The organism is Neptunicoccus cionae, assembly GCF_002860325.1.
GTDB lineage: Bacteria > Pseudomonadota > Alphaproteobacteria > Rhodobacterales > Rhodobacteraceae > Amylibacter > Amylibacter lutimaris.
In genome coordinates this window covers 232,696-251,430 of sequence record NZ_PKOJ01000004.1, presented here as the reverse complement: position 1 = coordinate 251,430, position 18,735 = coordinate 232,696, and the positions used below count along the sequence as shown (strand labels likewise).

General features: G+C 57.2%; 18 protein-coding genes. 5 read left to right on the top strand and 13 right to left on the bottom strand.

Features of this window, described 5'->3' with window-relative positions; translation table 11 throughout:
- Positions 1-83: 83 nt before the first annotated feature.
- The 13 genes from C0U40_RS11935 to C0U40_RS11875 form a co-directional block, all read right to left on the bottom strand.
- Positions 84-1,583: a class I adenylate-forming enzyme family protein gene (locus C0U40_RS11935; RefSeq protein ID WP_101656016.1), complete on the bottom strand. Its 1,500-nt coding sequence runs from the start codon at positions 1,581-1,583 to the stop codon at positions 84-86.
- A 4-nt stretch (positions 1,584-1,587) separates the two neighbouring features.
- Complete coding sequence (locus C0U40_RS11930) at positions 1,588-2,760, bottom strand: acetyl-CoA acetyltransferase (protein WP_101656015.1); 1,173 nt, start codon at positions 2,758-2,760, stop codon at positions 1,588-1,590.
- A gap of 87 nt (positions 2,761-2,847) precedes the next feature.
- Entirely contained in the window at positions 2,848-3,615 is a 768-nt protein-coding gene (locus C0U40_RS11925) for an HpcH/HpaI aldolase family protein (RefSeq protein ID WP_101656014.1), read from the bottom strand.
- On the bottom strand, positions 3,615-5,162 hold the full coding sequence (locus tag C0U40_RS11920; protein ID WP_101656013.1) for a hydantoinase B/oxoprolinase family protein: 1,548 nt from the start codon (positions 5,160-5,162) through the stop codon (positions 3,615-3,617). The genes C0U40_RS11925 and C0U40_RS11920 overlap by 1 nt, the downstream gene beginning before the upstream one ends.
- Complete coding sequence (locus C0U40_RS11915; RefSeq protein ID WP_101656012.1) at positions 5,162-7,237, bottom strand: hydantoinase/oxoprolinase family protein; 2,076 nt, start codon at positions 7,235-7,237, stop codon at positions 5,162-5,164. The genes C0U40_RS11920 and C0U40_RS11915 overlap by 1 nt, the downstream gene beginning before the upstream one ends.
- Positions 7,234-8,019 (bottom strand): IclR family transcriptional regulator, encoded by a 786-nt coding sequence (locus C0U40_RS11910; RefSeq protein WP_101656011.1) that lies wholly within the window; start codon positions 8,017-8,019, stop codon positions 7,234-7,236. Before C0U40_RS11910 ends, C0U40_RS11915 begins: the two co-directional genes overlap by 4 nt.
- Entirely contained in the window at positions 8,019-9,299 is a 1,281-nt protein-coding gene (locus tag C0U40_RS11905) for a TRAP transporter large permease (RefSeq protein WP_101656010.1), read from the bottom strand. The genes C0U40_RS11910 and C0U40_RS11905 overlap by 1 nt, the downstream gene beginning before the upstream one ends.
- Positions 9,296-9,868: a TRAP transporter small permease gene (locus tag C0U40_RS11900; RefSeq protein WP_101656009.1), complete on the bottom strand. Its 573-nt coding sequence runs from the start codon at positions 9,866-9,868 to the stop codon at positions 9,296-9,298. Before C0U40_RS11900 ends, C0U40_RS11905 begins: the two co-directional genes overlap by 4 nt.
- 89 nt (positions 9,869-9,957) lie before the next feature.
- Positions 9,958-10,323 carry a cupin domain-containing protein gene (locus tag C0U40_RS11895; RefSeq protein ID WP_101656008.1) on the bottom strand — a complete coding sequence of 122 codons (366 nt, stop codon included), beginning with the start codon at positions 10,321-10,323 and terminating at the stop codon, positions 9,958-9,960.
- Positions 10,324-10,326: 3 nt separating this feature from the next.
- Positions 10,327-11,304: a TRAP transporter substrate-binding protein gene (locus C0U40_RS11890; RefSeq protein ID WP_180957683.1), complete on the bottom strand. Its 978-nt coding sequence runs from the start codon at positions 11,302-11,304 to the stop codon at positions 10,327-10,329.
- Positions 11,305-11,613: 309 nt separating this feature from the next.
- Entirely contained in the window at positions 11,614-12,396 is a 783-nt protein-coding gene (locus tag C0U40_RS11885; protein WP_101656006.1) for a dimethylarginine dimethylaminohydrolase family protein, read from the bottom strand.
- Positions 12,393-13,580, bottom strand: a complete 1,188-nt coding sequence (locus C0U40_RS11880; protein WP_101656005.1) for a pyridoxal phosphate-dependent aminotransferase — start codon at positions 13,578-13,580, stop codon at positions 12,393-12,395. Before C0U40_RS11880 ends, C0U40_RS11885 begins: the two co-directional genes overlap by 4 nt.
- Positions 13,581-13,583: 3 nt before the next feature.
- The gene (locus tag C0U40_RS11875) at positions 13,584-14,264 is read right to left on the bottom strand and encodes a TetR/AcrR family transcriptional regulator (RefSeq protein ID WP_286134935.1); all 681 of its coding nucleotides are present in this window, start codon (positions 14,262-14,264) and stop codon (positions 13,584-13,586) included.
- 83 nt (positions 14,265-14,347) lie between these two features.
- On the opposite strand from C0U40_RS11875, the gene C0U40_RS11870 reads away from it, so the two are divergent.
- The 5 genes from C0U40_RS11870 to C0U40_RS11850 all read left to right on the top strand — a co-directional run bounded on the left by C0U40_RS11870 (position 14,348) and on the right by C0U40_RS11850 (position 18,680).
- Positions 14,348-15,148 carry an ABC transporter ATP-binding protein gene (locus C0U40_RS11870; RefSeq protein WP_101656003.1) on the top strand — a complete coding sequence of 267 codons (801 nt, stop codon included), beginning with the start codon at positions 14,348-14,350 and terminating at the stop codon, positions 15,146-15,148.
- A gap of 29 nt (positions 15,149-15,177) precedes the next feature.
- Entirely contained in the window at positions 15,178-15,951 is a 774-nt protein-coding gene (locus C0U40_RS11865) for a transporter substrate-binding domain-containing protein (RefSeq protein WP_101656002.1), read from the top strand.
- A 48-nt stretch (positions 15,952-15,999) separates the two neighbouring features.
- Positions 16,000-16,716 (top strand): ABC transporter permease, encoded by a 717-nt coding sequence (locus C0U40_RS11860; protein WP_435673794.1) that lies wholly within the window; start codon positions 16,000-16,002, stop codon positions 16,714-16,716.
- Complete coding sequence (locus C0U40_RS11855; protein ID WP_101656000.1) at positions 16,713-17,483, top strand: ABC transporter permease; 771 nt, start codon at positions 16,713-16,715, stop codon at positions 17,481-17,483. Before C0U40_RS11860 ends, C0U40_RS11855 begins: the two co-directional genes overlap by 4 nt.
- A gap of 177 nt (positions 17,484-17,660) precedes the next feature.
- Positions 17,661-18,680, top strand: a complete 1,020-nt coding sequence (locus tag C0U40_RS11850; RefSeq protein WP_101655999.1) for a TRAP transporter substrate-binding protein — start codon at positions 17,661-17,663, stop codon at positions 18,678-18,680.
- Positions 18,681-18,735: the final 55 nt, after the last annotated feature.

Below are 18,735 nucleotides of genomic sequence, written 5' to 3'. Positions count from 1 at the left end.
TTCTTTCTCCACACTTAGGCCGGAACGGTCTAAATGCGAAGGGAAAGCGGTCTCATCTTTTCGCGATCAGATTACGCTAGAGGTTAAAGACGCTGACGCAGCTCTGTTTTCAGCACTTTTCCGTAACTGTTCTTTGGTAAAGCAGTCAGGATTTCGTATCGCTTCGGCTTTTTGAAAGACGCGATTTGCGACCTGCACCAGTCGTCGAGCTGCGCCGTATCGCAAGCCCTGTCCTGTTCAAAGACAATAAATGCTACCACGATCTCTCCCCATTCGGCATCCGTTGCCCCCACGACCGAGACCTCGAACACATCGGGATGGGTCAGCAGGACTTCTTCTACCTCGCGGGGGTAAATGTTGCTGCCTCCCGAAATGATGACGTCTTTGGACCGGTCTGTCAGGGTGAGAAAGCCATCTCCGTCAAACCGTCCCATATCGCCCGTTTTCAGCCAGCCGTCCTGCAAGGTTTTTCCGGTCGCTTCCGGATTGTCCCAATACCCTGCCATTACACTGTCGCCCTGCACGATGATCTCGCCCGTTTCGCCCGAAGGCATATCGTTCATTGCGTCATCCACCACGCGCAGGGTGACGCAGGTTTGGGCGAAACCGACCGACACGCGCCGCGACTCGGCATCAGGGTGCGCGCGGTCTGCCACCAGATCGCGGGGCAGGGCGGTGATGGTCATCGGGCTTTCGCCCTGTCCGTAAATCTGCACGAACTTTGGTCCCAACACCCTCAGCGCCTCGTTTATGTCGGCCAGATACATCGGACCACCGCCGTAAATTACCGTCCGGATACCGCTGCCGTCATAGCCATCGGCCTTGGCGTATTCCACCAGCCGCTTGATCATTGTAGGGGCGGCAAAAAACACAAGATTGCCGAACTGCCCGCCGAGTGCGGCAATTTCCGCCGGATCAAACCCTTGGGACGGGGGGATCAGGTGCCGCGCACCGGCCCGCACAAACTGGAAGTTATAAAGCCCCGCCCCGTGGGACATGGGTGCCGCATAAAGCGAGACGTCATCGGGAGAGACACTGTCTACATCCAGCGTATAACTGCCTGCCATCGCGTGGATATTCCTGTGGGTGATCATCACCCCCTTGGGCCGCCCCGTGGTACCGGACGTGTAAAACAGCCACGCCACATCATCCATCGCCACGGGGCGGGGCGGTTGATAGACGTCGCGGGGCAGTGAATTGAAGTCGGTCAAGCCAAGTTCGGGGCAGGGCAGGGAGGCATCTTCACCAAACACATTGCCGGTTTCGGTAATAACAACCGAAGCGCGGGCGTTGTCGATAATCCAGGCGGCCTCTCGCGGGTGGAGTTTGTAATTGATCGGAACAATCACTGCGCCGATCCACAGGACTCCGTAGAGAATTTCCAGATATTCGGCGCAGTTTCGGGTGAAAAGGGCAACGCGGTCGCCCTTTTTGATGTTGTAGTGCTGCGCAAGGTGCTGGCCGATGGCACAGCTTTGCGCAGCAAAATCTTCGTATGTGGCGTGAAGATCCTCGCCTGTCTGGATTGCAGGGCGCGCAGGACGGGTCCGCGCAGTCTGGTGCAGCCAATGAGCGAGGTTCATTTTATCACGCTTTTACAGTTTCCAGAACAGAGACGTAGTTGGCCACGCCGGAACCGCCCATGTTAAAGACCAAACCAAGGTTCGCCCCGTCTTTCTGGATGCCACCTGCCTGACCTGTCACCTGACGGAAGGCCAGTGCGTGCATGGACACGCCGGTCGCGCCAACAGGGTGGCCCTTCGCCTTCAGCCCGCCGGACAGGTTTACCGGTAATGCGCCATCCTTGAACACCGTGCCGTCTTCCAGCGCCCGTGCGCCCTGACCCTTTTCTGTCAGGCCCATCGCTTCGTAGGTGAGCAGTTCTGCAATGGTGAAACAGTCATGCACTTCGGCAAAGTCGATGTCTTTCACAGTGGTGCCGGAGTCTGCAAAGGCATTCTGGAACGCCCGCTCCGGACCCTCGAATTTCAGGAAATCGCGGGAGGACATGGGCAACGTATCGCTGACATGGGCCGCCGCACGGAAACCCGCCACCTTGGGGAAATTCACCGCATTTTCACCGGTGGTCAGCACCACAGCCGCCGCCCCGTCCGTGACCAGCGAACAGTCGGTCAGGCGCAGGGGAGGGGCGATTTCCGGATTGCGATTGGTGATCTGGCTGCAATCCTCAAAGGTGAAAGGCTTTTGCATCTGCGCCAGCGGGTTATCCATTGCGTTCATATGGTTCTTGGACGCAATCCGCGCCATCGCATCAAGCGGGCTGTCATACTGCTTGCCATAGGCTTTGGCCGCCAGTGCAAACACCTGTGGAAAGCTCAGCCCTGCTTCGGTGCTGTCGTTCTGGTATCCGGCACCCGCCAATGCAGTTGTAATATCAGCTGTCGGGCGGTGGGTCATCTTTTCAGCCCCGACAACCAGCACGGTTTTCGCCTTGCCCGCCCTGATTGCGTTCATCCCAGCATGGATCGCTGCGGAGCCGGAGGCACAGGCGTTCTCAGCCCGCATGGCCGGTTTGAAGCGGAACTCCGGATAGGCCTGCATAATCAGCGACGAGGCAAAACCGTCACTGACCATGCCGGAGTTGAAATGCCCCAGAAACAGCGCGTCGATATCCGCCGGATCAACGCCCGCTTCTTCAATCGCTTCGCGGGTCGCAGCTACGATCATGTCTTCGAGATTTTCGTCCAGCCGGCCGAATTTGGTATGGCCACTGCCAACGATGCAAATGTCATGTGTCATGGTTTTCTCCTCATTTGGCGGAACTATGGCAAGTTGACCCAGCCCTGTCACGGGCAAAAGAGGCGCTTTTTTCGTTGTGCCGCATGGTTACGAATTGTGTCCGAATTGTTTCAACGCAGTCCTCGCCGCCCCCATCAGAAATGCCTGATCGCTGCCGATAACAAACAGGTTTGCCCCAGCTTTCTGCCATTTTCCGCTGTCTGCCGGATTCCCCAGAAACAGCCCCGCGGCGGTTCCCGTCGCCTCGGCCGCGGTGATGGTGTCCTGACAGAGTGTTTCGACTTCTGCGGCAGCCGGGTCGGTCAGGCCGAGTGAAACCGTCAAATCAACCGGCCCGAGCAGAAGCCCGTCAACACCGTTAACGGCAGCAATGTCGCCAGCCTGTGCGACGGAGGGTTCATCCTCTATCTGGCAGATCAGGACCGTTTCCTGTGCGACCTGTTTCAGATGGGCCGAGATACCACGTGCGCCATAGTCCGCCCCTGCAGTAGAAGGGGAAAAGCCGCGCCCTTGCGCACCAAAGCGGGTCGCAGCCACCAAGGCACGCGCCATTTCTGCGTCGCGTACTTGTGGGGCCATAATTCCCGCAGCCCCCGCATCCAGTGCCGTCGCAACCCAATGGTGTCCGGTTTCAGGGATACGCACCAGCAATGGCAGCTTTGCTGCCCGCGCTGCCATTGCCATTGCGGCAATGGTGGTCCGATCAATGGCGGCGTGCTCTGCGTCCAGAATGGCAAAGTCAAACCCCGCAAGGCCCAGTATTTCCACATTCGCCGGATCACTTGATTTTATGAAGCTGCCGACCAAACGGTCTCTTGCCCGCAGTCGTTTTGCAAAGGTGGCACGGTAAGACATTACGCCGCCCCGTATCCGCCACCACCCGGCGTGACCATCATGACCTCGTCATCCGGTTGCATCTCTTTCTTACGAGTGTCGCTAACAGATTTTCCGTTGATCTTGAAGCTACCTGCTGCTCCGTCGGAGCCCCCAAGCAAACCTTCCGGACCGGACGTCAGGCGGGACGGGATGGTGTTGAGCAGCCACGGGCGATCGGTGCGCATTTTATAGCCGATCCGCTGACCATCGCCGCCGGGCTGTTTGCCAGCACCGCCGGTTCCGTGTTCCAGTTCCTTGCAGGTAAAGGCGATCGGGTAGGAGGCTTCGAGCACTTCCACCGGAACCGCCGACACGCCTGTGGGGTAACAGACGGCGGAAATACCCGGTTTTGTCGCGCGCGCGCCCATGCCGCCGGAATAGTTGAACATGGAAGAAGTGAAGGGTTTGCCGTCTGCGTCGCGCCCCTGAATTTGAACGGTCCAGACTGCACCGGACCCTTCGGCAACCACTGCATCCGGCACCACTTGTGCCAGCGCTTTGAGGATCGGGAAGGGCACGTACATGCCGACCACGTGGCGGGCGTTTACGGGCGACGGATACTTAGCGTTCACTACGCATTCTTCAGGCAATTTCAGTTTAATAGGCGTCAAAGATCCCGCGTTATTCGGGAGATCAGGGTTGAGAGTGGAGCGCACCGCAAATGTCGCATAGGCGTGCGTGTAGGCCGGAACAACATTGATCCCCATCGCGCTCGGGCCGGAACTGCCTTCAAAGTCGATTTCGATTTCGCCTTTTTCCGCGTCTATGGTGACTGCGGTTTTCAACTCGATCACCTCGCCGCCCGGAACATCGAATTTGGACGATCCATGATAGGTGCCAGCGGGCAGTTTGCGGATTGCATCGCGAGTGGCGGTTTCCGATTTAGTAATGATTGCTTCCGAAAGTTCTGAGATATCCTCCAGTCCGTAGCGGTCGCACAGGGCGTTCAGCCGTTCAGAGGCGATCATGCCCGAAGACACTTGCGCCCCCAGATCACCCATCAGCGCATCGGGTGTGCGCACATTCCGTTTGATGATCTGGAACAGGGTCTCGTTCGGGCGGCCTTCTTCATAGAGCTTCATTGTGGGAATCCAAAGGCCCTCTTCGTGGATGTCGCGCGCGCCTGACCCGATACCATAGCCGCCGATATCGGAATGGTGGATGGTCGATCCTGCATAGGCGATGATGCGCCCGTTGCGGAAAATTGGCGACAGGACCGTGATGTCAAAGAAATGCCCCGCAGACATCCACGGATCATTGGTGATCAGCACATCGCCGGGTTTCAGGCTGGCAGGGTCATAGTCCTTCAACAGGTTCCGTGCGGCAGCCGCCAGAGAGTTGATGTGACCGGGGGTGCCTGTGACCGCCTGTGCCACCATGCGGGCTTTTTCGTCAAACAACCCGTTGGCCAGATCGCCCGCTTCGCGCACGATAGGGCTGAAGGCGATGCGTTGCAGGGCGCGGGCCTGTTCGCTGACGATGCCGATCATATTGCTCCAGAGGATTTGCAGTTCTACGCCGTCCATCATTTCTCTCCCGATTTTTCTGCAACGAGGCTTCCGCTCTCGTGATAGGTGACTGTCCAGCCTTCCAGAACGAAGATGGTTGTTTCCCGTTCCTCGATGATGACCGGGCCAATTATGCTGTCGTTTGGGGTAATTGCGTCGCGCGACCAGACCGGCACATCTTGGGCCTCTCCGCGGATGTAAACGGGGCGGGTGCCTTTCGGGCCGGATGTGTCCGCGCCCGCGGATTTCGATGCGTTGCGATCCGGCTGCACGCCTGAAGCAGTGACGAGCCAGTTGACGGTTTCGATCTTCATGCCGTCCAGTTTCAACCCGTACTGGCGCAAATATTCCGCTTCAAACAACTCTTTGATTGCGTCGCTATCACGGGATTTGCGCGGATCAAGGTCGAGCGTGATACGCACTTCGGATTGCTGACCGAGATAGCGCATTTCAAGGGCAAAGCCGAAGTGGAAGTCCTCTTCTCGGATGCCGGCCTCGGCCAAAGCTGCTGCACCTTCGCCGGTCATGGCATCCAGAAGTGTATCAACAGCATCCCAATCGAGCGATTCAAGGGGGCTGACATGGCTGCGCACCAGATCAATTTGCGCCGGTGTGACGAGCGTGCCGAAAGCCGACAAAACAGAGGCCAGCGGGGGGTAGATTACCTTGGTGCTGGAGGTCAGTTCGGCCACCATACAGGCGTGTACCGGACCCGCGCCGCCAAAAGCCAGAAGCGGCATGCCGCGATAATCAATGCCCCGTTCGGTCGCATGGGTGCGGGTGGCCGCGGCCATCTGTTCGCAGACCACTTCGAACACGCCCCAAGCGGCTTGATGGCGGGGCAGGGACAGCGCATCGCCAAGCGCATCATAGGCGGCTTGCGCTCCGGCTAGGTCCAGCGCCATGTCACCGCCAAGGAAGTTATCGGCATCCAGAACGCCGAGCACCAGATCAGCATCTGTAACACAAGGATCGGTTCCGCCCCGCCCGTAGCTGACAGGTCCGGGCATGGATCCGGCACTTTCAGGGCCGATTTTCAGCAGGCCAAGATCGTCCACAGATGCAATAGACCCGCCGCCTGCGCCGATTTCGATCATGTCGATGGATGGCACGGTGATCGGCATGCCCGATCCGGGTTTGAAGCGGTAGCGACGGTCCACCTCGAATGTGCCAGTGACAAGGGGTTCGTGGTTTTGCACCAGACAGGCTTTGGCAGTGGTGCCGCCCATATCAAAGGAAATCAGATCGGGAATATCAAAGATGCGGCTGAAATAGCAGGCCACCAACGCGCCAGCTGCGGGGCCGCTTTCGATCATGCGCACGGGCATGGTGCTGGCCCGTTCCGCGCCGATCACGCCGCCGTTCGATAGCATGATCAGGGGTTGCTGGTTAAAGCCGCGGGTTTTCAGTTCCTCGATCAATGCGGTCAGATAGGGGCGCGTAATAGGCACGGTATAGGCGTTGATTGCCACGGTCGAGGCCCGCAGGTATTCGCGCATTTGCGGTGCGATGACGGAGGACAGAGATACATAAATGTCCGGCGCCTCTTGCGCAAAAATCCGGCGCACGTCATCTTCATTCGCGCCGTTGCGGTAGGAATTGAGGAAACACACAGCCACCGAAACGATACCTTTTTCGCGGCACTGGAGGATCACATCGCGTACGGCATCGGCGTCAACGGGGGTGCCAACGGAGCCATCTGCGAAGGTGCGTTCTTTTAGCGTGAAGGTGCGATCGGAGGGGATCAGCGGTTCGGCAAATTCGATCTGCGGATCGTACATATCATAGCGGTGTTCCTCGCGGATATAGAGCACATCGCGGAAGCCTTCCGTCAGGATCAGCGCCACGGGCGGGCCTTTGCGTTCGATCAATGCGTTGGTCACAACGGTGGTGGCGTGGACAACCACATCATCCACGTCTTTTGCTGTCAGGCCGGCACGGCCCAGCACCAGATCGACACCTCTGAAAAACCCTTCGAGCAGGTTATTGTGGGTTGTAAGGGTTTTATCCACATAGCTTTGCCCGTCCGAGGACAACAGTACAGCATCGGTAAACGTGCCGCCAATGTCGATTGCAAGGGAATGTCGGGTCATACGGGGTACTCCAGATAGCCTAAATTGGTCGAAATTTCGCGGGCTGCATCAAGTGCGGCGCGGATGTAGGACGAGTCGGGTTCGGATGTGATCTGCTGGACAGAACCGACAACAGTGATCGTGGCGACGAACTGCCCGTCACTGTCAAAGACAGGTGTCGAGATGGCGTTCACTCCGGGCAGGATTTCCTGCGGGGCCATTGCCCAACCCTTGGACCGCGCTTCTGCGATTTGGCTTTGCAGGGTGTCGCGGTCCAGTCCGGCCAGTTCGGGATCGCCTGCTTCCAGCCGCGCGTTGAACCGATCCAGCAGGGACTTGTTTCCCCAGGCCAGCGCCACCTTTCCCTGCGCGGAACTGTGCAGCGGCAACAGCGCACCCGGTCGGGTGATGATCTGCACAGGGGTTTCCACCCGCACAATGTCAATCACCCGCATGCCTGCTTCTTCGGGGATGGACAGGGTGACGGTCTGCTGAATACTATCGCGCAAGGCAGCCATGACAGGGCGCGCCACGGCTGTCAGTTGGGTGCCGTCCGCAATGGCCTGCCCCAGATGGAACAGTTTCAGTGTCAGACGATAGCGTTCGGTCGCTGCGTCCTGCCGCACATAGCCCAGTTGCACTAGCGTTTGCAGATAGCGGTGGGTGCGCGCGCGCGGCATTCCGAGCGCATTGGCGATATCCGTCACGCGGGCCGCTTCGGTGTGTTGGGCCATTTCCTCAAGCACCGCGAAAGCGGCCACAGTGGACTGGTTCGTGCGGTTTGAATCGGTGGTGGGTGGCATCAGTTTCCTCCCAATAGGGTTGGCAAGCCAAGGGACAGGACAGGGACAAAGGCCACGAGCATCAAAACCAGCAGGCAAAGTCCGATCATCGGCAGAATGGCCAATGCGACTTTTTCCAGCGGTTCGCGGCTGATGGCAGCGACAATGAACAGGCAGAGCCCGACGGGCGGGGTGATCATTCCGATCATCAGGTTCAGAACCACCATGACACCGAATTGCACAGGGTCGATTTGCAGCAGCGGGAAGACCTCGTTCAGGATCGGCATCGCCAGCACAAGGGCAGCGAGCGGTTCCAGAAACAGGCCCAAGACCAGCAGAACGATGTTCAAAAGCAGGATCAGAACCCAAGGCTGCTCGCTGATGTCGCGCATTTGTGCGGCAATGGCGCGTGGGATGTTTTCGATCCCCAAAATAAACGATGTCATAGAAGCGACTGCCACAATCAGCATCACACCCGCGGTCATGGTGGCTGTGTCGTAAAAGGCGGTGACGATCTTTGACGGGGACAGCGTGCGATAGAGGAACAAGCCGATCAACAAGGCGTAAACGGCGGCAACTGCGGCGGCTTCTGTCGGGGTGAAGATCCCTGCGCGGATGCCACCGACAATGATCACCGGCAGCATCAGCGCGGGCAGGGCCCGCAGGGTCAGACCGAAACGTTCTTCTTTGGCGACAGGGGCCGGAACGGGGTGGTCTTCCACGCGGGCGCGCCACAAGGTGTACAGGATCAACAGCCCGCACAGCGTGAAGGCTGGCACGATCCCCGCCAGAAACAGGCTCGAAATCGACGTGCTGGTCAGAACCCCGTAAAGGATCAGCGCCAGCGAAGGCGGTACAAGCGGACCAAGGATCGAACCTGCGGCTGTCAGCGCCGCGGCATATTCCGCGCGATATCCGTCGCGGCGCATGGCCGGGATCATGACGGAACCGATTGCAGAGGCTTCCGCAGTGGCCGCACCGGACACACCGGAAAACATCATGGAGGCCAGTACATTAACCATCGCCAGCCCGCCTTTGACACGGCCCACCAGCATTTGTGCAAACCGCACGATCTGACGGGTCAGATCGGCAGAATTCATCAGGTTGCCTGCAAGGATAAAGAAAGGAATTGTCAGCAGAACAAAATTATCGACCCCTGCAATCATCTTCTGGGGGAAACCGATCATCAACTGCCACTGGTCGTTCACCAGCAGATAGGCAACCGAGGCCAGACCCAGCGAAAAGGCAACCGGCACGCCGAGGATCAGGCAAACGATAAATGTGATCAAGTAGAGGGTCATTGGGCCACCCCGCTCTCAAACCGCTGAAGTGCGTCTTTCAAAGTCTCACCGGAGCCGATCGCCCGCAGGCACAACACCAGATCAACGACCAGACGCAGCCCGACAAAGGCCATGCCGACCGGCAGCGCGAGGTAGACCCAATAGATCGTCGCTGCTTCGGGGGCATTGGCACCAAACAGGTCTTCAAGAATGAAACGCAAGGCAGGGATTTTCGAACTTCCGGCCAGATCGGCAAATTTCAGACCATACCAGACCAGCAATATACAAAGCAGGAGGGACAACCCTGTACATAGCAAACCAAGTAAAAGGGCTGGTACGCGGGGCAGGGACAAGGACAGAAAGCCCAAGGCGGCGACCTCTCCTCTTTCGTAGGCCAGTACAATGCCAAGAAACGAAAGCCAGATCAGCATGTAGCGGCAGATTTCCTCCGCCCACAACAACGAGGCGTTGAACCCGTAGCGCATCACTATCTGGGTTGTCATCAACACCAGCAGTGCTGCGATCAATGTGACAAGAAGCCAGCGGATTGCTGAACGCAAAGCAGTTTGGGCAGGCATGAGAAAGGTCATTCCCCTAATCCCCTATCAGGCGGTGGCAGTTGGAAACGTAAATTTGCGGGTAGTCGGGCTGGCCAGATCGGGACAGACCAGCCCATGGTTCAGGTGAAATCTGCTTCCTGATATTCCGTCAGATGCAGATAATCCTTTCGGGCCGGTGCAAAGACATCAAGGTTCACGGCGGTTTCATCGCCCAAAGCCTCTCCGCAATGGACCACATCAGGCGGAATGCGGACAACTTCGCCTGCACCGACTTCTATTACTTCGTCGCCGATTTCGAACCGGACACGACCCGACAGAATATAGGCGAGTTGTTCGAACGGGTGGGAATGGGGTTTTTTCTCCATTCCCGGTTCAAGCCAGTTCATCACCATGATGGCTCCGTCACCCCGAAAGGCAGTGCGCGATACTCCGGGGCGGACATCTTCGCGGGGCAAATCGGTCCAGCGGTAGACATTGGTAGCCATGTTTCAGTTACCTGCGCGGAAGGCTTCGGTGATTTTGGCCACCATCGGATCTTTGGCGGTCCATGTCTCAACCACAGATTCCGTCTTGGCCTTCATTGCATCCAGATCGGAAAGTGGCGTGATGGTCACACCGTTTTCTTCAAGAAACGCTGTTGTGTCCGCTTCCTGACTGGCAGCAAGGGCATAGGCCTCGGCTGTAGCTTCTTTACCGGCGGCTGTAACGGCTTCTTGTTGTTCCGCGGTCAGCCCGTCGAAGGTTTTGCCGGACAGCATGATGACACCCGGCCAGAAGTAGTGGCCGGTCAAGGTCACATCCTTGGCGGATTCAAACAGGCTTTCGGACTGGATAGAGGACAGATTGATCTCCACTGCGTCAATCGTTCCGGTTTCAAGGGCAGAGTAAACCTCGCCGTAGGCCATGCCGATCGGATTCACACCAATGCCTTCCCATGTGGCTTTGTGCAGCGGGATTGGCACGATACGTGTTTTCAATCCGGCAAAATCGGCGGTTGATCCTACTTTGGATTTTGCCAGAAAGTGCCGTTGGCCTGCCTCGACAAAACCAACTCCTTTGATGGATTTTTCATCCAGAGTGGCCAGAAGTTCATCTCCGAGATCGGACGTCAGAACGCCGGACATCTGTTCGTAACTGGATACCACAAATGGCAGTTGCAAGGCATCAAACCCACCGGCGCCCAGCACCAGAGGCAGCGTCGCAGATGACACGAGTGCGCCGTGGATCAGGCCGATTTGCAGGCCTTCCAGCAGTTGTTTGTCATCGCCAAGCTGGCGGTCGCCATAAACTTCCACCGCGACAGCGCCGTTGGTTTTCTCGGCTACCTTTTGCGCAAAAATCTCAAGCCCTTCATGGAAAATATGTTTGGAAGAGGCCGCATGGCCCATCTTGATCGTAACGTCCTGCGCCATTGCGGACAGGGGCAGGGCGCAGGTCAGCGCCGCTGTCATAAGAAAATGCTTCATTGTAATCCTCCCAGTGTTGTATCGCTTATCGAAACAAGTTATCATATATTGAGACAGAATCGAATTTCTGTCAACATCAGCACCGGAAGGCTGCTGTCGGCAGCGCCGCAGGTTGTTTACGCTTCAGAAAATCTGTTCTGGTTGAGGGGGTTAGCCATGGCAGCCGGAGAATGCCGCGGCGCAAGGATCAGGTGCAGGCATGTCGCAAAGCCGAAACCGGCAAAACTTTTTTCGCGTGGTTGAAAAAAAAGACCGCTCCGATAGGTGGAGCGGTCTCTTACTTTTCTAAATTTCAGAGTGTGCTTCGACTCAGAAGCGCAAGGACAGGCAGGACATGCCACCATCGAGTTTGGCGCATTCTGTATTGTCGATCTGCACTACGTTATATCCGGCCTTGTCGAGCATCTCTGCTGTTTTCGGGAAACCATCGGGGCAAAGAACGAACTGGTTGAACCGGATACTGTTGGCCGCCGCTTCCTCTCCTTCGGCGGTGTGAAGAACGCGGTACCCTTTAAAGCAACCGGAGTCGTCGAGCCGTTTGGTAGACAGGATGGTTTCTCCGTCCAGCAGCGAACAGTCGGTCTTGAAGTGCAAAACACCTTCCGGCGTGAAAACCTCTCGCAAGCTATGGCCCCATTCGCTGATGATGTTGCGCAGTTCTTCTACGCCTTCCGCATCCGTGCGGTCAGAACGGCCCACCAGAACCTCGCGGCCTGTGACCAGAATATCGCCGCCCTCGATATGGCCCGGTCCTTCGATCCGGCGTACATCATCGTAGACGCGGTTCAGGGTCGGGCTCATTTCGGCGACTTCCCCCATACGGCTTGGCGCACCGGGGCGCATCAGGACAGCGCCTTGCGGCAGGCAAAGTGCAGTGTCTTCCACAAACACCGCGTCCGGAAAATCTTCCAACGGGGGCAATTCGATCACTTCCGCGCCGGTCTTTTTCAAGGTTTCGACGTAATGGGCGTGGGCCGCCAGCATCCGGTCAAGATCCGGCGTTCCGATGTCCTCGGCGCGCAGTCCGTCAATAATGCTAGCCGCAGGTTTGCGGGTGATGGCGCGGGTAAATTCGAAGGTCGGGTCGGTCATACTGTTTCCATTTGCAAAGAATGTGCGTGTTTAATGATGTGGTCGCAGGCCCTGTCGAAAGCGGCGTCATCCACTGTTAGCGCAACCCGTACCCAGTCCTTCAGCGAGTCCCCGAACGAGTTGCCGGGCATAACTGCAACATTGCCGTGTTCCAGCAGGTGTTTCGCATAGTCGAGCCCGCTCATGCCCGTGGAGGCCACATTGATCAGCGCGAACATACCCGCATCCGGGCGGTGAACGACCAGATCACTTTCGTCTGAAAGCCGCTGATCCAGAAGTGCCGCCCGCTTGGCGAAGCGTTCACACATGCCGGTCGCCACGGTGGATCCGTCCCGCACGGCTTTTTCGGTCATATCTGCGATGAACGGCTGGTTACCAAACAACATGGTTTCCGCCAGTGGCAACAGGGCTGCGGTGAAGTCGGCAGGCCCAACAAGCCAGCCGCTGCGGAACCCTGGTGCGGCGTGGGATTTAGAGATGGAAGAGGCGACGATTACGCGGTCTGCCAGATCGGGAAAGGACAGGGGCGAGGTAAATGCGCTGCCGTCAAAAATCAGGTCTTCATAAACTTCGTCCGAGACAATCCAGAGATCATGCTTCTTCGCTAAAGCGCCGATCGCTGTAATATCCTCTGCCGTCAGGATCGAACCCGTCGGGTTGTGCGGCGTGTTCAGGAAAATGGCGCGCGTGTTCGGCGTGATCCGGTTTTCAATGTCGGCGGCCTGCATCCGGAAGCCGTTTTCAGGGCGCAGCGGCACGGGTACCATTGTCGCGCCACTTGCACGGATAACACCTTCGTAAGTGGCGTACATCGGATCTCCGACAAGTACTTCGTCCCCTGTTTCAACGATACCGGTAAAGATCGTGTAAAGGGAGGTCTGTGTGCCCGGAAAGCACATGATCTGGTTCGGGGTGATTTCGCGTCCGTTGCGTGTGCTGTAACGTTCTGCCAGCGCGGCCCGCAGGCCGGGTTCGCCTTCGCCGCTGGAGTATCCGGTGCGGTGCCGGCCAAGCGCATCCACCGCAGCCGAAACAAGAGCATCGGGCGTAGCGACATCCGGTTCCCCGATGGTTAGTTCGATAATGTTCTGCCCCTGTGCCGACAGTTTGCGTGCAAGCGCATGGATTTCCCATTTCGCCCCTCCGAGCCCTGCAAGCCGGTTTGTGATTGCAGCAAGTTTCATGGCTCACCCCTCCTCTTTTGTAAGTAAATTCTTGTCAGTTTGTTCAGGCGCGTTCTGGTCCAGCTTGAGCCCAACGATGGCGCCGACCGAGTGCAGGCCGATCTGTGCAAGTTCGCCATTTTCAAAAGCTGCGGGTAAGGCACCGCCTTCCATCCACAACCCGTCAATCACCGCGTTCCCGGCGATGGCCATACGGCGCAATTCGCTTTTCGGTGCGGGTTTGCCTGCCTCCGCCAGTGCTTCTGCGATCAGAACTTCCAAACGGTTGCGAAAGTTGTAATAGGTCCGCTGGTGCATGGCGCGCATGTTGTTGTCGTGACGCAGCGAACTGATGAAGCTGGCCCAAAGCGTGACCGAGCGTGTGTCCATGACCGGAGACGTCAGACCTGCTGCGACAAACGTGCAAAGCCGCTGGCGCGCCGTTACCTCGGGGGCCGCAACGGGGGTGGCTGTCAGCTCTGTCATCTGGTCCATGTGATATTCATAGGCCGCCGCGATCAGGTCTTCCTTGCTGGAAAAATAGTGCCGGATCAGCCCCTGCGTGACGTCTGCCCTCTGGGCAATAGCGCGCACTGTGGCCCCGCCTATGCCTTTTTCTGCAATCAGGCCAAGCGCAGCTTGGATAAGCGCCTCTTTCCGCTGGGTCGCGGATTCTCTCCTGAATTTCGGGCGTGGCTCTGACACGGGGGCTTTCCTGCAGTAATTATACACTTGCATAATTACTCGAATCTTGCATTACTACAAGGCAGGAATTGAAGGGGATACAAATGGGCTTGGACGATAACCTCATGAATGAGGTCGGCCAGAACACAGCAGATGAAGCCATCAAGGTCACGGATCTGCACAAATCCTTTGGAACGCTGGAAGTCCTGAAAGGGGTTTCCCTGACTGCCCGCAAAGGCGATGTTGTAGCGATTATCGGTGGCAGTGGCTCCGGTAAGTCGACGTTCCTGCGTTGTATCAATTTTCTTGAGACACCTTCTTCCGGCACGATTACCGTCGGGGGAGAAGATGTAGAGATGCGCGCCGACGGTTCCCCTGCCAACCGGCGCCAGATCGAACGTATCCGCACGCGGCTTGCAATGGTGTTTCAGGCGTTCAATCTTTGGACCCACCGCACCCTTCTGGAAAACGTGATCGAGGTTCCGGTCTATGTTCTAAAGACCCCTCGCGCTGAGGCAATCAAGAAGGCAAAGGTTCTGCTGGATCGGGTCGGGCTCGGCGATAAGGCCGAGACTTTTCCGTCTTTTCTGTCTGGCGGTCAGCAACAACGGGCCGCGATCGCGCGCGCGCTGGCCGTTGATCCGAGCGTAATGCTGTTTGACGAACCGACCAGTGCCCTTGATCCGGAACTGGTGGGCGAGGTTCTGACCGTGATCCGCGATCTGGCCGCTGAGGGGCGGACCATGCTGCTTGTCACCCATGAAATGAAATTCGCGCGCGAAGTGGCGACCCATATTATCTATCTGTACGAGGGCCGGATCGAAGAACAAGGCCCCCCCGACGAGGTTTTCGGTAATCCGAAATCCCCCCGGCTACAGCAATTCTTAAAAACCGTAGGCTGGTAAACCGGCCCATTCAACAAGGAGACTAAATCATGAAGCTCAAGAATATCGTAAAGGCGACTGTAACAGCAGCTGTGCTGGGCGCAGGCGCTGCCTCTGCCGAAGAAGTTAAAGTCGGCATTGCCGCCGAACCCTATCCCCCATTCGCTTCGGTTGATTCCGCAGGCAACTGGAACGGCTGGGAAGTGGATGTCATCAACGCTGTGTGCGAAGCTGCGGAACTCGACTGCGTCATTACACCTGTGGCCTGGGACGGTATCATTCCTTCGCTGACCGGCGGCACAATCGACGTGATCATGGCATCTATGTCCATTACGGATGAACGCAAGAAGACCATTGATTTCAGCGATCCGTATTACGACACGCCTACCGTGATTGCAGCGGACAAAAACTCTGACATTGAGCCGACGGCTGAATCCCTGAAGGGCAAGATCATTGGCGTTCAGGCCTCGACCGTCCATCAGGCTTATGTAAACGCGCATTTCTCTGATGCCGGTGAAATCCGCGTCTACCAGACACAGGACGAAGCCAATCAGGATCTGGTTGCTGGCCGGATTGACGCGACACAGGCCGACAGCATTGCGCTGGCCGATTTTGTCAGCACACCGGGCGGTGCATGTTGCGAAATCAAAGGGTCGGTTCCGGATGACAAGGCGATCCTTGGTCTGGGTGTGGGTGCCGGTGTGCGCAAGGGCGACGATGCGCTGCGCGAAAAGCTGAACGCGGGTATCCAGAAAATCCTCGATGACGGTACCCATGCTGAAATCACTTCCAACTACTTCAAAACCAGCATCTACAAGAAGTAAGTCGCCGGTTTGGAAACTCTGTTAGATACGCTCGGTCTTGCACAGAGCATGGAACTGTTGTCGCTTTCGCCCCCGGGCTGGGGCGGCAACCTTCTGCGCGGGCTGGTCAACTCTCTGCAAATCGCCTTTGGCGCTTTCGGTCTGGGGTTGGTGATCGGGCTTTTCGGAGCATATGGTAAACTTTATGGCGGGGTGGTCATTCGTGACCTCCTCGGCATTTATACCACTGTCATCAGGGCGGTGCCGGAGCTGGTGCTGATCCTGATCCTTTATTATGTGGGAACCGATCTGATCAATCAGGCCTCCGAAGCGATGGGATATGGCAGGGTTGAAATCAGTGGCGTCGTGGCCGGTATCTGGGTGCTTGGGGTTGTGCAGGGTGCCTATTCCACCGAAGTTTTGCGCGGTGCGATTCAGGCTGTGCCCAAGGGCCAGATAGAGGCCGCACGCGCCTACGGCATGCCCGCTTTTCTGGTGATGCGCCGCGTAACCATTCCGGCGATGATGTCTTTTGCCGTGCCGGGGTTGGCGAACCTCTGGCTGATCGCAACTAAAGACACTGCTCTGCTGGCGATCGTCGGCTTTAGCGAACTGACCCTTGAAACCAAACAGGCTGCGGCAAGTACGCGGGCCTATTTCACCTTCTTTCTGGCGGCCGGTGCTCTTTATCTTGTCGTAACCCTTCTGTCCGGCGTGGTTTTCGGGCGCATTGAAAAATGGGCGCGGCGGGGCCAGCCTTCCTTGCGGGCGGGGCAAAGCCGATGACCCTGCGTGCCTTGTTTCAACCCCACCGCATCGTAATGATGGTGCTGTTTGCAATCTTCGTGATCTGGTGCGCCATGTCCCTGCGTTGGGACTGGATTCCACAATATGCTCCCCTTGCGCTGGAGGGCTTGTGGCGCACGATCTGGATTTTGATCGTCACCTGTATTCTCGGGTTTCTGCTGGCGATCCCGCTCGGGCTGGCACAGGCAATCGGGCCCTGGTATCTTGCGGCACCGGCGCGGGTGTTTTGCACCGTCATTCGCGGCACGCCGCTTTTGTTGCAAATCTGGCTGCTGTACTACGGGCTTGGTTCGCTGTTTCCACAAATCCCCTGGATTCGTGGCAGCGATTTATGGCCTTATCTGCGTCAGGCGTGGCCCTATGCGGTGCTGGCCCTGACTCTGTCTTATGCAGGCTATGAAGGCGAAGTCATGCGCGGGGCTTTTTCAAGTGTGAACAAAGGGCAACTGGAAGCGGCCAATTCTTTTGGGATGCCGCGATTCACGATGTTCCGTCGCATCTGGCTGCCTCAAGCGATCCGAAATGTGCTGCCTACGCTTGGCGGTGAAACCATTCTCCAGCTGAAAGCGACACCGCTTGTGGCGACAATTACAGTGGTGGAAATTTACGCTGTTTCGTCGCGGGTGCGCTCTGATATGCTGATTGTTTACGAACCCTTGCTGCTACTGGCTTTGTTCTATTTGATCATTGCCGGTGTCATCACTCTGCTGTTCCGCAAGTTTGAAAACAGGGTCCCGACCCGTTAATGCGGGCGGGCCTTAAAATCGTTGCATTTAGAACGAGTCTTGATCAGCTTCCTCGAAACGGTTATTGCGATTGCAAGGCAATTTTGCTCTATGACTAAAGGATAGCGATCCAAACGGACCCTGCATTAACCAAGGCGCAAGTGGATCTGCAATCAAGTTAAACTCTGGGAGGATCCGATGAACCGGTTCATTAAAACATCTATCACAGCTTTGGCACTCGCCAGCGCAACAACATTTGCGCAAGCTCAAGAGGTCACCATTCGTGTGCACCACTTCATGTCCGCCAAAGCCCCGCTGCATGCCAATTTCCTTGTGCCACTGGCAGAGCGTCTGGCCGAGGCCAGCGACGGGCGCATCAAACTCGAACCCTATGACAGCATGTCCCTTGGCGGACGTCCGGGCGATCTGTTCGATCAGGCCGCTGATGGCGCGGTAGAGGCTGTTCTGACCTTGCCGGGTTATACTTCGGGCCGGTTCAACCGCACCGAGGTTTTCGAACTGCCCTTTATCATGCAGAACGCAGTTGCAACCTCCAAAGCCTATTACGATATGGTTGAAAGCGAATTGCAGGATGGTGAGCTGGCAGACGTTAAAGTCCTGACAGGTTGGGTACACGGTCCGGGTGTGATCCACTCCGAAGAGCCTATCGCCAAACTGGAAGACCTTGCCGGCAAGGAAATGCGTGGTCCGACCCGTCTTGTGACAGACCTGCTGGGCGAACTGGGTGCGACACCTGTCGGGATGCCTTTGCCGAAGATTCCTGAAAACCTGTCCAAAGGTGTGATCAGCGGTGCGGTTGTTCCTTGGGAAGTAACCCCTTCGATCAAACTGGCCGAGCTGGTGAGCAATCACACCGAACTGGGCGGGGACCGTGCGCTTTACACGGCTGTTTTCGTTCTGGCGATGAACTGGGATGTTTACGAAAGCATGCCCGATGACCTGCGCTCCATTTTGGATGCTGAAACCGGCAAGGCTCTGGGTGCGAAAGCAGCGCAAGCCATGCTGGATGCTGATGCGTTCGGTCGCTCCAAAGCTGAAGGCAACAACATCATTAAACTGGACGAAGCCGAAGTTGCCCGCTGGATTGAAGCAGCACAACCTGTCTACGACCGCTGGATCGCACGGGCGAAAGAAGAAGGCTTTGACGGCGCGGCCGCTATCGAACAGGCCAAAAGCCTGATTGCTGAAAACCAGTAACCCGACTTTACCCCAAACCAGTCCGGTCCCCGAAGCGGGGGGCCGGACATTCCCG